Annotated in this window: 14 protein-coding genes; 8 read left to right on the top strand and 6 right to left on the bottom strand. The window is 60.9% G+C overall.

Annotation, left to right across the window (positions count from 1 at the left end; genetic code table 11):
* The first annotated feature begins 20 nt into the window (after positions 1-20).
* The 4 genes from M0D67_RS26065 to M0D67_RS26050 all read left to right on the top strand — a co-directional run bounded on the left by M0D67_RS26065 (position 21) and on the right by M0D67_RS26050 (position 5,201).
* Positions 21-1,712, top strand: a complete 1,692-nt coding sequence (locus M0D67_RS26065; protein ID WP_266240314.1) for an AMP-binding protein — start codon at positions 21-23, stop codon at positions 1,710-1,712.
* A 2-nt stretch (positions 1,713-1,714) separates the two neighbouring features.
* Positions 1,715-2,854: an FAD-dependent monooxygenase gene (locus tag M0D67_RS26060; RefSeq protein WP_171927316.1), complete on the top strand. Its 1,140-nt coding sequence runs from the start codon at positions 1,715-1,717 to the stop codon at positions 2,852-2,854.
* 159 nt (positions 2,855-3,013) lie between these two features.
* Complete coding sequence (locus M0D67_RS26055; protein WP_154560791.1) at positions 3,014-4,351, top strand: MFS transporter; 1,338 nt, start codon at positions 3,014-3,016, stop codon at positions 4,349-4,351.
* A 154-nt stretch (positions 4,352-4,505) separates the two neighbouring features.
* Positions 4,506-5,201 carry a TetR/AcrR family transcriptional regulator gene (locus tag M0D67_RS26050; protein WP_233464878.1) on the top strand — a complete coding sequence of 232 codons (696 nt, stop codon included), beginning with the start codon at positions 4,506-4,508 and terminating at the stop codon, positions 5,199-5,201.
* Between the two features lie 12 nt (positions 5,202-5,213).
* On the opposite strand, the gene M0D67_RS26045 is transcribed toward M0D67_RS26050, so the two are convergent.
* The 4 genes from M0D67_RS26045 to M0D67_RS26030 are packed head-to-tail and all read right to left on the bottom strand — an operon-like array spanning position 5,214 to position 7,860.
* The gene (locus tag M0D67_RS26045; protein WP_266240313.1) at positions 5,214-5,687 is read right to left on the bottom strand and encodes a nuclear transport factor 2 family protein; all 474 of its coding nucleotides are present in this window, start codon (positions 5,685-5,687) and stop codon (positions 5,214-5,216) included.
* A gap of 24 nt (positions 5,688-5,711) precedes the next feature.
* Positions 5,712-6,542: an SDR family NAD(P)-dependent oxidoreductase gene (locus M0D67_RS26040; protein ID WP_154560793.1), complete on the bottom strand. Its 831-nt coding sequence runs from the start codon at positions 6,540-6,542 to the stop codon at positions 5,712-5,714.
* On the bottom strand, positions 6,539-7,438 hold the full coding sequence (locus M0D67_RS26035) for an NAD-dependent epimerase/dehydratase family protein (RefSeq protein ID WP_168435716.1): 900 nt from the start codon (positions 7,436-7,438) through the stop codon (positions 6,539-6,541). The genes M0D67_RS26040 and M0D67_RS26035 overlap by 4 nt, the downstream gene beginning before the upstream one ends.
* A gap of 32 nt (positions 7,439-7,470) precedes the next feature.
* A complete protein-coding gene (locus M0D67_RS26030) occupies positions 7,471-7,860 on the bottom strand; it encodes a nuclear transport factor 2 family protein (protein ID WP_216674280.1) in 390 nt (129 codons plus the stop codon).
* A 194-nt stretch (positions 7,861-8,054) separates the two neighbouring features.
* Here M0D67_RS26030 and M0D67_RS26025 point away from each other — a divergent pair, with 194 nt between their 5' ends.
* Positions 8,055-8,948: a LysR family transcriptional regulator gene (locus M0D67_RS26025; protein ID WP_266240312.1), complete on the top strand. Its 894-nt coding sequence runs from the start codon at positions 8,055-8,057 to the stop codon at positions 8,946-8,948.
* A gap of 59 nt (positions 8,949-9,007) precedes the next feature.
* Here the strand turns inward: M0D67_RS26025 and M0D67_RS26020 are convergent, their stop codons facing one another.
* Both M0D67_RS26020 and M0D67_RS26015 read right to left on the bottom strand, forming a co-directional pair.
* On the bottom strand, positions 9,008-9,775 hold the full coding sequence (locus tag M0D67_RS26020) for an SDR family oxidoreductase (RefSeq protein WP_199203039.1): 768 nt from the start codon (positions 9,773-9,775) through the stop codon (positions 9,008-9,010).
* 192 nt (positions 9,776-9,967) lie between these two features.
* Positions 9,968-10,855, bottom strand: a complete 888-nt coding sequence (locus M0D67_RS26015) for a LysR substrate-binding domain-containing protein (RefSeq protein WP_171927324.1) — start codon at positions 10,853-10,855, stop codon at positions 9,968-9,970.
* Between the two features lie 215 nt (positions 10,856-11,070).
* Here M0D67_RS26015 and M0D67_RS26010 point away from each other — a divergent pair, with 215 nt between their 5' ends.
* From M0D67_RS26010 to M0D67_RS26000, 3 genes are read left to right on the top strand one after another with little or no spacing between them, the layout of a single operon-like run.
* Positions 11,071-12,063 carry a polysaccharide deacetylase gene (locus M0D67_RS26010; protein WP_266240311.1) on the top strand — a complete coding sequence of 331 codons (993 nt, stop codon included), beginning with the start codon at positions 11,071-11,073 and terminating at the stop codon, positions 12,061-12,063.
* A complete protein-coding gene (locus tag M0D67_RS26005) occupies positions 12,060-12,980 on the top strand; it encodes a polysaccharide deacetylase (protein ID WP_266240310.1) in 921 nt (306 codons plus the stop codon). The genes M0D67_RS26010 and M0D67_RS26005 overlap by 4 nt, the downstream gene beginning before the upstream one ends.
* On the top strand, positions 12,977-14,371 hold the full coding sequence (locus M0D67_RS26000; protein WP_266240309.1) for an MmgE/PrpD family protein: 1,395 nt from the start codon (positions 12,977-12,979) through the stop codon (positions 14,369-14,371). Before M0D67_RS26005 ends, M0D67_RS26000 begins: the two co-directional genes overlap by 4 nt.
* The last annotated feature ends 23 nt before the right edge of the window (positions 14,372-14,394 follow it).

Here is a 14,394-nt window from a genome sequence, read left to right as displayed (position 1 = left end):
GTCGACTGGAGAAGACAGACATGGCAGGCATCCATTATCCGCTCGAAGGTGTCGCGTATTGCGAGCCATCGGTCGCTCAGCATTATTTTCAGGTTGGTGCTTGGGTCGACAGAACGTTCGGCGAGGCGCTCGCAGCGACGGCACGACGCCTTCCCGACACGCTGGCCTTGATCAGCGACGAGCGCAGCATCACGTTTCGCGCGTTGGATGAGCAAAGCGACCGTCTGGCCGCGGCATTGCTCAAACTCGGACTCGAACCCGGAGCACGCGCAGTGTTCCAGATGGGGACGACCGTCGACACCGCCCTGGCGCTGTGTGCATGCTACAAGAGCGGCATTGTTCCGGTCTGCGCGCTGCCGCAGTACCGCGAGGTTGAAATCGGCAAGCTGGCGAGCCTGTCGTTGCCGCAAGCGTATTTCGTGCAGGCCGACGTGGGGCAGTTCGATCAGGTCGGCTTTGCGCGGAAGATGTGCGCCGAGCACCCATCGTTCAGACACATTGTCGTCGCACGCGGCGACGCGCCAACGGGGACGCATTCGTTGTCCGCCTTGCTGGAGTCGATCTCGCTGGATGAGGCAAAGGCCGTCCTGAACGGTGTGCACATCGGCTCGGAGGACGTCCTGAGCTTCCAACTGTCTGGCGGTACGACAGGGGTGCCCAAGATCATCCCGCGTTTTCACGCGGAATACCTCGCGCATGCTGAAGCGTGGTCCAGGCACGTGGAGGCGGGTGAACACGCCACACTGATCTGGTCACTGCCTTTGCTTCACAACGCGGCGCATCTGTATGCGCTGGTGCCCACGATATCCCTTGGGCAAACCACCGTACTCATGCCGAAAGTCGATATCGTACGGATGGCGGAATTGATCCAGCAGCATCGCGTGACGCATGCTGTTTCAATCGGACCGGTTGCACCGCAGATCATGGCGTGTGCCGAAGTGCTCGATTACGATCTGTCGTCGCTCAAGCTGTTCTTTTGTCTGACCCGGGCCGACGCGCTAGAAGCGTTTCTCGGCGTGACCAGTTCGAATATGTATGGCACGACCGAAGGATTGCTGATCGGCTCGGGCCCGGCAGTCAACGCATTCGTTCGTCATCACACGCATGGACGCTCGGGTTGCGAACATGATGAGCTCGTTCTGCTCAATGCCGACAACGAATCGCCCGTCGCGTCCGGCGAAATAGGTGAGTTGTGTTTTCGCGGTCCGTCCAGCCTGAGGGGCTACTACAACGCACCGGAGGCCAACGCCACAGCCTTTACGTCGAGCGGTTTCTTCCGAACCGGGGACATGATGCGCGCGCATGTCATCGACGGCGTGACCTACTTCTCGTTCGAAGGGCGCCTGCGCGACAACATCAATCGCGGTGGCGAGAAGATCGGCGCGGAAGAAGTCGAGGCGTTTCTAAGCCGTCATCCCACTGTTCTGGACGCGAAACTGGTGGCCATGCCCGATCCGTTTTACGGAGAAAAGGGCTGTGCGTTTCTGATTCTTCGTGAAGGACATGCCGCGCCCGATATCCCGCAGATGATCGAATTCCTCTCCTCGCAGGGGCTCGCGAAGTTCAAGTGTCCGGAGCGGATTGAAATCGTGGACGCGTTCCCGGTGACACGGGTTGGCAAAGTCGACAAACCGGCGATGCGCCGGATCATCGCCGAAGCTATCGAGGTCGAAACCGCGGCGAACGTTTCAACTTCCAGAACCGGAGACTGAGGATGGACATCAATATCGTAGGAGGAGGGCCGGGCGGGCTGTTTTTCTCGTATCTGGTCAAACGACGTTTTCCGAAATGGACGGTCCGAGTCCATGAACAGAATGACGCCGGCGCAACTTACGGCTGGGGTGTGGTGTTCTCGGATGTCGCGCTGTCGTTTCTCGAGAAATCGGATCCCGAGTTCTTCCGCCGGTTTACCGCCGGCCACGTGCGTTCGGAGCACATGGAAATTGTCCATCGCGGCGTGCATGTGCTGATCCATGGCAACTGCTTTTCGCGGGTCGCCCGTATTGCCTTACTGCAGTTTCTACATGCCGAATGCAGATCGGCGGGCGTCGATCTACTGTTCAACGCTCGCGTGGACGACCTGGGCGCATTGCGTCAGGCAGATCTCGTAGTGGTGGCGGATGGCGTGAACAGCCGGACCCGCGCGCAATATGCGGATGCCTTCAAACCGTCGTTCGTGCAGCGTCGCAACAAGTTTGCCTGGTACGGAACCAGCAAGCCGTTCCATGCCGTCTCGCTGATCTTTCGCGAAACCGAATTCGGTGTGTTCATCGCTCATAGCTACGCGTATAGCGACCGGATGAGTACGTTTCTCATCGAAACGGATCCGCAGACGTGGGCACGCGCCGGATTGGGCGAAATGAGCGATGCGGACAGCCGCGCCTTCTGCGAACAGGTTTTCGCCGAAGACCTGGACGGACACGGTCTGTTGTCGAACAAGTCCACATGGTTTGAAGCCGTGACAGTCAAAAACGAGAACTGGCACCACGAGAACATGATTCTGATTGGGGATGCGCTGCGCTCGGTGCACTTCTCGCTGGGCTCCGGTACGCGTATGGCGATGGAAGATTCGATCGCGCTGTTCGAAGGTCTGTGTGCCCACGCGACTGACATCAAGGCTGCATTCGCGCATTTCGAGGCGTCGCGCCGCTCCGCTTCGGATCGCTTCCAACTGGCTGCGGCAAAGAGCCTTGATTGGTATGAAAACGTCGGCAACAAGCTGCATCTCGATCCGATCGGCTTCACCTACGACTATATGCGCCGTACCGGACGTGTCACGCATGAAGATCTACGCGAGCGCGACCCCGAATTCATTCGCCAATACGAGCGGCTTTACGGTGAAGCGGTGAACTGAAGTTTCGACCGATACGGTTCATTTTTTTGCCCAGCATTTGTCAAACTCGTCAAATAAAAGATGTGAAAGTCAATTGAATGACAGAAGGGTGGTGCGGTGGCGGGTGCGTCCATTTACGGGCATCCGCACCGACGATAGAAATCAGGTTAGGAGACAACCATGGCATCAACTGGGGAAGAAACCACTTTTTCATTGTTTGATGGCAGACCCGTTACCGCCACGCAGTGGCGCGTGCTCGGCTTATGCGCGTTATGCATGGTGATCGACGGCTTCGATGTCCAGGCGATGGCCTACGCCGCTCCGGCCTTGATAAAAGCCTGGGGCGCCAGCCGCTCCGTGTTGGGTCCGGTGTTCGCGGCCGGATTGCTGGGCATGTTCGCCGGATCGCTGGTGCTCGCGGGATGGGCTGACACAATCGGCCGCCGTCCGATGCTGATTGCGGCGACTGCCTGGATCGCGCTTTGCATGGTGCTGACACCTTTCGCACACTCGATCGGTGCACTGATCGGCATTCGGTTTGCCGCCGGTATCGGAATGGGCGCGATCGTTCCGAATGCCATGGCTCTCGCAGGCGAATACAGCCCGGCACGCATCCGCGTGAGCTTGATGATGGCGGTGTCGTCGGGTTACATCGTCGGCGGGGTGGTTGGCGGCGGGATTGCCGCTCTGGTGATTGCGCCGTTCGGCTGGGGCGGTGTTTTTTACGCCGGCGCATTGCTCACTGCGCTGCTTTCCCTCTCAATGTTCGCGGCGCTTCCCGAGTCGCTGCAATTTTGCCTGCTACGGCACCCGCAAACACCACGTACCTTGCTACTGCTACACCAGGTGGCGCCAGGTGCCGCCATGCCCACGGTGCCGCCCGCGAACAAAGCACTCGGCGGCAACACGCTGACGATGTTGCTGGGCGAAGGCCGGCGAATCGTCACGCCTCTGCTCTGGGTCGCGAACTTCGCCAACATGCTGTGCGCGTACTTCCTCGCCGCATGGATCCCGGTGTTGATGAGCGGCACAGGCTATTCGTCCAGTAAAGCGGTGCTGGCGGGCACGGCACTTTGGCTCGGCGGACTGGTGGGCAATGTCGCGCTCGGCATGCTGATAGATCGCCGTGGCTTTGCTGCGGTGCTGTTTGCCAATTTCGCCCTCGGTGGCGTTGCCATTGTCGGCATCAGCTACTTACATACGGTGCCGCTCGCGGCTATCTCCTGCATCGCATTCGCCGGATTCTGCATTCTCGGCGGTCAATCCGGCCTGAATGCACTGGCGGTTACGATCTATCCGACAAGGACGCGTGCTACCGGTGCGGGCTGGGCGCTCGGTTTTGGCAGACTCGGCGCTGTGCTCGGGCCGCTGGCCGGCGGGCAGTTGATGGCGCTCGCATGGAGCGTCGATCAGACCTTGCTCGTGTCAGCCGTGCCGACCGTGTTGGCGGCGGTGGCTGTCGGCAGTCTTGGCCGACTGCATGAGCGCCGCGTGAAGCGCATCCCGGCTTCCGGGTGAAAAGTGCCGGTCCGGCACAACACGTCCAATCCGCAGGACAAAGAGGCATAGCCGACGACAGTACGGAACGCCAAATCCGGGCGTTACAATCACGCAAACACAACACTACGGTAGGGCGGCATTCTGGCCGTCGACCGCTATCAGGAGTGGTTTCGTGGCAAAGGTGAATGCTGACGGACAAAAAGAACAGATACTGAACGCCGCGGCCGCGCTCTTCATCGAGAAGGGTTTCGGCGGTGCGTCGATGCAGGAAATCGCCGAGGCGCTCGGCGTGACACGTACTGCCGTCTATTACTACTTCAAGAACAAGGACGAGATACTCACCGCGCTGGTCGAGGAGGTCACGTTACGAGCAAGACGGCTGTCGAGCCAGGCAGTTGCTGAGACGGACGCGGATCCGAAAGAGCGCCTGCGTCTGCTGGTTCATCAGCATACGATGCTGATTCTGAGCCACTACAACGAGTTTCGCGTGATCCAACGCACCGAGCAGCAGCTGCCCGAGCGCGCCTATCGTGCGAACGAAGATGCGAAGCGCGCGGTGCTGAACAACTTTACTGCGGCCATCGAAGCAGGAGTAAGCGCCGGGGTGTTCCGGGTTGTCGACGCCAAGGTCACGGCGTTCACGCTCATCGGCATGTGCAGTTGGCCCGCGTTCTGGTACAAGCCGGAGGGCGCGAGCAGCGCGATCGAGATCGCCGACACGATCGCGGAGCTCGCAGTGCAATCGGTCGTACGGCCGGCCAAACGGCAATTGAAGGGCAGCAGCGCTGTCAGCGAAGCGTTGGCGCTGCTGCGCGAGGATCTGGATCATCTGTCGTTGATGATCGACAAAACGCCGAAGGCCGGTTAGTTATTCACCTGCCTACGATTTGACGCTCTCGCTGCCCGCAACCGGTGTCCAGTTGGCGAGCGGTGTGAGGAAATGAAGGTCGAAACGGCGTTCGACGAACGCCCAGCGGCCGTCGCGACGTTCAAAGCGGTCGTGGTAGAGGCCGCTGATTTGCACCGGGCCCAATTCGACGTGGGTGCACAGGCAATCGACGGCAGCCCGGCCGGTCGCCGTATCGCCGTCGATATCGATCAACGGGTTGGCCATCCAGTGATGCATGTGGGGCATTTTCTGCCAGTTCAGCCGGGCTGATTCGAGAATCGCTTCCACACCTTCAAAGTTGCCGAAAGCGTCGCCGAGCGACAGAAGCGCGCCCTCATGCCATATGCCACGCAGCAGCGCCTCGTCATGGTTATCAAAGGCCTGAGCGTATTCTGCGATCAGCCGTTCAAGAGCAAAGCGGCTTTCTAACGCATCGAGCCGTGAGTCCAGCGTTTGTACGTTCATGAGATCTTTCCTGTGATGGGCGATTTAGAAGTCGGTGGAGCGGGACAGTTCGCGCCAGCGCTCCACCTCGACGGCAACGTCTCTGAGCTTGTCGTCTACAACTTTGAGCGCATCGGCGCCGGCGACGAAGCGCAGCGGCGGGTCCGTTTCGTTAGCGATCTGGACTAACGCACGGCCAAGTTTGTCGGGGTCGCCGACCTGGTTGTGATTGCGGGCTTCGAACACCGCATTGGCCTTGGCCCGGAAATCGGCGTAATCGCTCAAGGCGTGCGTGCCGCGTTTTAACGAACGGTCGTCGAGAAAGTCGGTGCGGAAGGCGCCTGGCTCAACGATGGTGAGCTTGAGACCGAAGTCCGCGATTTCCTGCGCGAGAGCCTCGGAGAATCCTTCGATGGCGAACTTGGTGGCCGAATACATCGAGGCGCCACGGACGCCTTTGAATCCGCCATTCGAAGACATGTTGATGACGAGGCCTGCACGTTGCCGGCGCATCACCGGCAATACCGCCCGGGTGACGTTGAAGGTGCCGAATACGTTGGTGGCGAACTGCCGTTCGATCGCCTCGGGCTCGATTTCCTCGAATGGTCCGAATTGGCCATAGCCCGCGTTGTTGACCAGTACATCGATGCGGCCAAAACGGGCGAGGGCGGCTTCCACGGCAGCATCGGCCTGCGCCGCGTCGCGAATGTCCAGTTGTGCTGTCAGAACGTGTGCTGCGTTCGCTGCATAGACTTGCTGCAGTCGTTCAAGGTCGAGATCGGTTGCAACCACTACGTCGCCTGCAGTCAACGCTGCCCGCGCAATGCCGGCGCCGATGCCACCGGCGCTGCCGGTGATGAACCAGACTTTGCTCATAGCGGCATGTCCTCTTCAATCCAGGCCAGTGCCGACGTATGGCGCGGCGTCCAGCCGAGCTCCTTGCGGGCACGCTTTGCGCGGACACGGCTATTTGAGCCGAAGGTGTAGTGCGCATGGACTTTGCCCCAACGTTCGGTAGCTTGCTCCACGGTCCATGATTGAACCGGCGCAAGCTTTAGACGCCGCGCGATAGCATCGCCAATTTCACCGAACGACGCCTCGCCGCTCTCGATGAAATAAAACGCGCCGGCCGGCGCTTTCTCCAACGCGAGCAGATAGAGTTCGGCGACGTCTTCAATATGGACGTTCGACCAGCGATTCACGCCTTGTCCGACGATGTGCACCACGCCGCCTTTGCGCGCGTCGTCAACCAGGAACGGGATCTGCACGCTCCGCGGATTGAGCCCCGTGCCGCTGCCGTAGATGTTGCTCGGACAGATCACCACGGCGCGTACACCTTCCGCGGAGGCAGCGAGTACCCGCAGTTCAATGTCGCGACGTGGTTGCTTGACCGGCTCGACGACCATCGGCGTGTCTTCGTCATAGATCGCTTCCGAAACGCTATTGCCCAGTGCATCATCGCCGATAACACTCGAACCGCTGGTGTGCAGCAATGGCTTGCCGGAGCCCCGCAGTCCTTCGATAAGGGCTTCGATCGCCGGCCGATGGTCGCTGTCGGCAGCATGAATCACACCTTCCGATTGCTGCGCCTCACGCGTCAGCAGACTGCTGTCTTCGAGGCTGCCAATCACGGGTTCGATACCTAGTGCCTTCAACGATTCGGCTTTGCTTGCGTCGCGTATCAATCCGCGAACGCTGTGACCTGCGGCGAGCAAGCGACGGGCGACAGTGCCGCCGACGAAACCGCTGGCGCCAGTAATAAAAATTTTCACGATCTGTTCCTTTGGATAACGTAGTTAGCTGCTCAAGCCGGCAGCAAGGTAGTCTGGTGCGCGACAAGCCGCCATGTTTCCTGCTCGCGGCGCCACACCACCATGAAGAGCGAATGGAGACTCCGTTCCGTTCCACGCACGGTTGCCTCCATTTTCAGAGCGCCACTCGCGACGAACGATTTGTCGCCAAGGGGCACGACTGTCTCGATGCGGCTATTGGCGCTTCGGTAGATCACCACTCCCGCCCGGACGGCGTCGAGGTAAGCCGTCTTGTCGTCTTTCAGGCCACTCGAATGCACGAAATGCAGCTCGTCGGAGAGAAGATCGGTCAGCGCGTTAGCATCGGCATTCAGCAGTAACTGCCATCGTGTGTCTTCGAGCTTGCGTGCGAGATCGAAAAGGTCGGGTCCGGTTGTCATCATGCGTTCCTGTTCAGGCAGCGGTGTATTGCCGCTGCATATTTAATTCGACAGAAATAGAGGTCGTGACCTCTATGAGGCAAGGCGTTCGCGTCCTGCCTGCCATGCAAAAGTAACGGCTTTTCAGGCGTGAATTAAGTAGGGTAGAGTTCCCGATAGAGCGGACAATGTGTCCGCGCAATGGATGCTGCGAGACTATGGATAGCATTGCGCTTAATGTGTTTGTTCAGGCCGCCGAGACACGCAGCTTTGTCGCTGCCGGCCGCATTCTGGGTATTTCCGCTTCTGGCATTGGCAAGAGCGTGACGCGTCTCGAGCAGAGCCTCGGCGTCAGGTTGTTTCATCGAAGCACACGCAGCGTCACGCTGACGGCCGAGGGCGAGATGTTTGTCGAACGCGCGCGGCGCATTCTGGCGGAATTCGACGCGGCGCAGGCCGAGTTGTCCGAGGCATCGGCGGTCCCCAAAGGGCGACTGCGCATCGGCTTGCCCATGATCAGTGAGCCATTTCTACCTGTGCTTGCCGATTTTCAGCGGCGTTATCCTGCGATCGAACTTGATCTCGATTTCGACAACCGGAAGGTCGATGTGATCGAAGAGGGTTACGACGCTGTCGTGCGCAGCGGCGACGTTGAGGATTCCCGTTTGACCTCACGGCGATTGGGCTCTTTCCGAATGCTGCTCGTTGGCGCGCCAAACTATTTCGAGCGCTGCGGGAAGCCGGTGCATCCGAGGGAACTCGCCGAACACGCCTGCATTCAATTCCGCATGCCGAACACGGGCAAACTGCAGGTCTGGCAACTGCGGCACGATGCCGACGAAGCCGAAGCGCAACTCGCCACGACGGTGACGTGCAACACCAATGAGGCGCGCCTGTGCTTCGCGCTGGAAGGTCTCGGCATTGCCTACATGTCGGACTTCACGGTGCGCGACGCTCTCAATGACGGCAGGCTGGTGACGGTTCTGGATGAATACACGACCGACCACAACACCTTTCAACTGTTGTGGCCGTCCGGCAGACATATCACGCCAAAGCTACGAGCGTTCATCGATTTCATCAGCGAGCACGTGCCGCTCGGGAGGGCGCCTTAATCGCGGATGAACAGTGCATGTCGTAGCGAAGGCTTTCCCGGGATAGATCGCCCAGCGATCTACCAGACCGAATCTCCACGGATCACCGCATCGGCGCCGCCGTCGATGAAAATAGTCTGGCCGGTCATATGGCCGTTCTTTTCGCTGGCGAGCCAGGCAAGGAACTCGGCAGCCGCCACGGGCTCGTACGGACCGCCGAGTGGCATTGGGGTGCCGGCGCTAACAGCGCGCTTTTTATCGGGGTCTTCGAAAAGTCGCGCCAGCAATTCGGTCTTGACGAGTCCTGGTGCGAGCGCATTCAGTGGTATCCCCGAGGCGGCCCAGTCCGCACTGATCGCACTGCGCCGGATCCATCGTGATAGCGCTCGCTTGGTGGTCGCGTACACGTAACTCGCGTCTCGTGCCCGCTCCAATGCCTGTTCTTCTGTGCCGTTCAGCAGCATGTTCAGGAGCTGCTCGTCGTGAGGGTGGACAGAGGTAATGGAGGAGACGGCCACGGCGCGCGGAGCCGACGACTTTAGCAACAGTGGCCGGAGCCCTTGCAGCGTCGCCACGGCGCCGTAATAGTTGATCGCCGCGGTGGCGGGGCCCGCAATATCGACACCTGCCACGGCGAGAACGGCGTCGATCGAACCACCGCTTTGTTTCGTCACCTGCTCGACGAGAGCAGTGCGTCCTTCAGGTGTACCGAGGTCCGCAACGACTTCGGCATTGTGAATATCCGCGCCAATCACATGATGGCCCTGCGACTCGAGTAGCTGCCTCGTGGCCAGGCCAATACCGGATCCTGCACCTGTAATGACGTAAGTTCTGAGCATACTGGGCATATTGAGTTCTCCATTCAAGACGGGCTACGAGGGCGTACCAGCGCATGCACAAGCCCGTAGCCGGGGACGGTTTGCATGTCGCAAAGGTAGCGGCTCTGCCGCGAAAGATGAAGGAGGGTGAGGTTCCTGACAGTGCGGACAAATTGTCCGAACCGATGTCGCGTGCTTGTGAACCACGCGCGCTGCCGCGGATTACGCCGCAACACTCGCTTGCAACCACCGAAGAAGCGGCTTCAATTTCTCGCGATATTCATTGCGCGGCGGATGCACCAGATAATATCCAGCCCCGGTCTCCACCACGCGCTTGAACGGCGTCACCAGTGAGCCGCTTGTGAGATTCTCTCCGACCAGGTTCAGATCCCCCAGCGCCACACCCAACCCGCGTGCCGCGGCGCTGAATGCGAGGTCCAGCGTGTCGAACACCTGCTCCCGATACGTATGCGCGGCAAGGTTGCCTTCCTGCTGCAGCCACAGAATCCACCCCCGCCGGCCGAAGCTGGAATGCAGCAACGTGTGCTGTTTCAGATCTTCGGGCTCCACGAGCGGGGGTGTGCCGCTGGCGATCTGCGGCGAGCAGACCGGCGTCAATCTCTCGCGCATCAGACAGGTGGCTTCCAATCCTTCCCAATTGCCGGTTCCGAACAGGATCGCGGCGTCGAGCGTGCCTTCGCCGAAGTTGGTTGGCAGGAACCATGCGGTGTCGATATTCAACTGCGTACCTGGAACTTCAGCATAGAAGTCGGTCAGGCGCGGCAGCAGCCAGCGCGCCGCCAGCGTGGGCGTGACGCGCAGGGTAATGGTCTGGCCGCCGGAGTTCGTGATGTGCATCGAGCGGCGCGCGGTTGCCAGCAACTCTTCGACGATCGGCACCAGCCGTTGACACTCCGCAGTCTGCACGACCATGCGGGTGTGCCTCACGAACAGCGCGCAACCGAAATACTCCTCGATCTGTTGAATATGCCGGCTCACCGCGCTCTGGCTGAGAAACAGCTGCTGCGATGCAGCCGTGAAGTTGCCGCAGCGGGCGACCACCAGCAGGGTTTGCAGCACGTTGAAGGGAGGATAGCGTTCGATCTTCATTTATGCACAACTCGCATGGTAACCATGAGATTTTACCGTTTGTGGCCGGAAAATTGGCGTTCTTAAATCCCTTCAACGAATCCGGATTTCCACCCCCGAAGTAGCCTTGCAGTGAGTGCCGCGACGCCGGCGCTGAGCAACGGGTTTGCCTTTCGTAGCGGGCAGAAACGCCGGATCGACGCCGCGTCGAACAATGCGTTCAAGGGAGTTTTCGTTTGGTCCGATCTACCGTTACGTTGCCCCTGCAACAGGGCATGCCCGCGTCGCAAAGCCATGCACACAGTGCAAGTGCGTCCGAGGAATCGGGCAACGTTTCTCAAATGGAATATGTCGCGCGCCAGCCGACTCAGACCGCGCCGCGCTGGCCGGAAGGACACCGTTCCTGCGTCGCGCTCGCGTTCGATCTCGACGGCCCGACCGGCGATGCAATGCTCAACGGTTCGATCTGGACCAACCCTTCGTATTTCACCCTGGGCAGTTACGGCCCGTGGCGCGCGCTTGGCCGTCTGCTCGATATGCTCAACGAGCGGCGCGTGCCGGCGACTTTCTTCGTGCCGGCCTGGGTGGTCGAAAACTGGCCGGATCAGTGTGCGGCGATCATCGCGGGCGGCCATGAGATCGCTTACCACGGCTACCGGCACGAGGCTTTCTGGACTCTGGATCGCGACGGCCAGCGCGAAGTCATGGAACGCTCCGCGGAAGTCTTCGCCAAATATCTCGGCATGCAGCCGGTTGGTTTTCGCACGCCGTCGGGCGACTGGGGGCCGGACACGATTCGCGTGCTGATGGAGGCCGGAGTGCGCTATTCGAGTTCGATGCGGGGCGACGATCGTCCTTATCTGCTGCACGCCGAGGGCATCGCCGAGCCCATGGTCGAAATTCCGGGCCGCTGGGAGCTCGACGATTATGCGTCGCTGGCCTATCACCGCAACCCGGATTTTCCGGCGAGCCTCGACCGCATTGCGAGCTATGACACGACGCTCGACAACTGGCGTCGTGAATTCGACGGCTCGCATCGCGACGGACTCTGCCTGACCACGCTGTTTCATCCGAAGGTGTCCGGCAAACCTGGCCGTATTGCGCTGCTAGAAAGACTGATCGAGCACATGCACGCACAAGGCGACGTATGGTTCGCCACGTGCCGCGACGTCGCGCAATGGTGGCTCGATAACAATACGTCGGGACACGCGCAGGAGTTCAGCGCATGAATGCACTTCACTGGCCACACAACGCGCGCTGCGCAGTGGTCGTCACGGTCGACTTCAACGACGAACACGGCATCCTGACTCAGGAGCCGCGTATCGCCGGCCGCGAGAAATCGCTTTCGGTGTGGCGCTATGGCGCGAAACGGGGCGTGGATCGCGTGCTCGACGCGTTCGATGAGTTCGATGTCCGCTCGAGCTGGTTCTTGCCCGGACGCGTTGCCCAAACTCATACGGACTTGCTGCACCGTATCGATGCGCAGCAACACGAAATCGGCACGAGCGGATATCGCTGCGAGAACTTCGACACACTCACGTTCGATGAGCAACGACAAGCGTTCCTTGCCGGTCAGCAAGCGCTCGTCGACACGCTCGGTCGGCGCGTGCAGGGTTTTCGTTCCTTCTATGGCAATTGGGCGCCGGGCTTAGCGGACTTTCTGCGCAGCGAAGGCGTCACGTGGTCGTCGTCATGGCGCGGCGACGATCTGCCGTATTTTCATCTGCCGGACGCGGATGCGAATGCAGGGACAGTGGCGGCTGGCGACACGCCGCCGCTGGTCGAACTGCCGCTTCACTATGAACTCGAAGACGAACCGTACTTCGTCTACAACCTGTCGCCTGCAGTACCGGTCGGACAGCCGCGGATTCCCTCGTATCGGGAAGTGCTGGCGAACTGGAAGCAGGATTTCGCGGCGTTCCGTCGCTTCGGTTTGTGCTTTGTGTTGAGACTGCATCCGGAGCTCATCGGTACGGCGGGACGTATCGACGTGTTGCGCGAATTGCTAGCGGAGATGCGTTCGCACGACGACGTGTGGTTCGCGACGGGCGCGGAAGTGGCGGCCTGGTGGCGGCAGAACGTCGACGGTAACGAGCCGGGTCATCCGGTCGAGGTTTTTGCAAGGCATCGGGAGGCCGCACGATGAGCGCGCGTGATCTGTCGCTGTCGGAGCAACTGGCGGCGTTCGTCGCCGGCGTACCCAACGACGCGCTGCCTGTTGCCGTCGTCCATAAGGCCAAGCGGCATATCCTCGACACGATCGGCGCGTCGCTGGCCGGCGCCGCGGCCATGGAGTCGCGCAGCGCGCGGGCGGTCATGTCCGGCGACGGGCCAGGCGTGGCGCATGTGTGGGGCACACGGCAGTCGCTCGGCCCGCGCAGCGCGGCCTTCGTCAACGGTGTCGCGGCACATGCGCTGGAACTCGACGACTCCGGCGGCTGCGATCATTCCGGCGCCGTCGTGCTGCCCGCGGCATTCGCGGCGCTTGCCTGCTCGCCGCGACCGGTATCGGGGCGGGCGTTTCTTGCGGCTGTGGTGCTCGGCTATGACGTCGGCAGGCGCGTGCTCGAAGCATGCGGCGGATATTCGCCGCACAACGCACGCGGCTGGCATTCTACGATGACCTGCGGCGTGTTCGGCGCGGCGGCGGCAAGTGCGCGCCTCCTCGGGCTCGATGCCGTGCAAACCGGCGCGGCGTTCGGCCATGCGGGCAGCTTCAGCGGCGGCCTATGGGGTTTCATTCACGACGCGTCGCAAACGAAGCGCATGCACACCGGCCGCGCGGCTGAAGGTGGACTGCTGGCGGCATTGCTGGCGAGGGAAAACGTCACCGGCCCGACGCAGGTGTTCGCGGACGTATGGGGCGGCTTCTTCAATGCGTTCGCTCCCGACACGCAGAAGCCCGAAGCCTTGCTGCACGAACTGGGCGACACGTGGAAGATCATGCGTTGCTCGATCAAGCCGCACGCGTCGTGCCGCAGCACGCATGCAGCGGTGGATGCCACGCTCGATCTGCTGCGTGACATCAAATGTGACCCGGACAGGCTATCCAGCGTGCACGTCAGATTGAGCGCATTCGTCGAAGGCATGTGCGGCGGCCGCGAATTGCGCAACCTGGCCTCGTCGCAAATGAGTTTGCCGTATGCGGTTGCTTCGGTGCTGGTCTATGGCCACGCGGGGATTGCCGCCTATCTCGAGGCTGCCCGAACGGATCCGCGCATGGCCGCGATGATGGAGCGCATCACGCTCGAAGTCGATCCAGCGATGTCCGATCTGGACGAGCCCATCGTCACGCTCACGATCGCCGATGAGATGCCGCGCTCGCAGCAGGTGCTCACGCCGCTCGGCGATCCGCGCAATCCGTTGTCGGATGCGGACTTGCTGTCGAAGTACCACACCCTGGCCGCCATGGCGCTCGACGACACGTCGGCGAATGCGCTTGCCGATGCGGTACTCGATCTGGACAATCTCGCCGACGCGCGCACGCTTCTATCGTGGCTTGGCGGCGACGCCGATGCTAAACCCGCGCTGCGGTAGCGCGACAGGCCGTGACGGAAACT

This window comes from Paraburkholderia sp. SECH4 (assembly GCF_030511745.1).
Classification (GTDB): domain Bacteria; phylum Pseudomonadota; class Gammaproteobacteria; order Burkholderiales; family Burkholderiaceae; genus Paraburkholderia; species Paraburkholderia madseniana.
The sequence above is the reverse complement of the archived record's forward strand: the minus strand, read 5'-3'. Positions and strand labels throughout refer to the sequence as shown.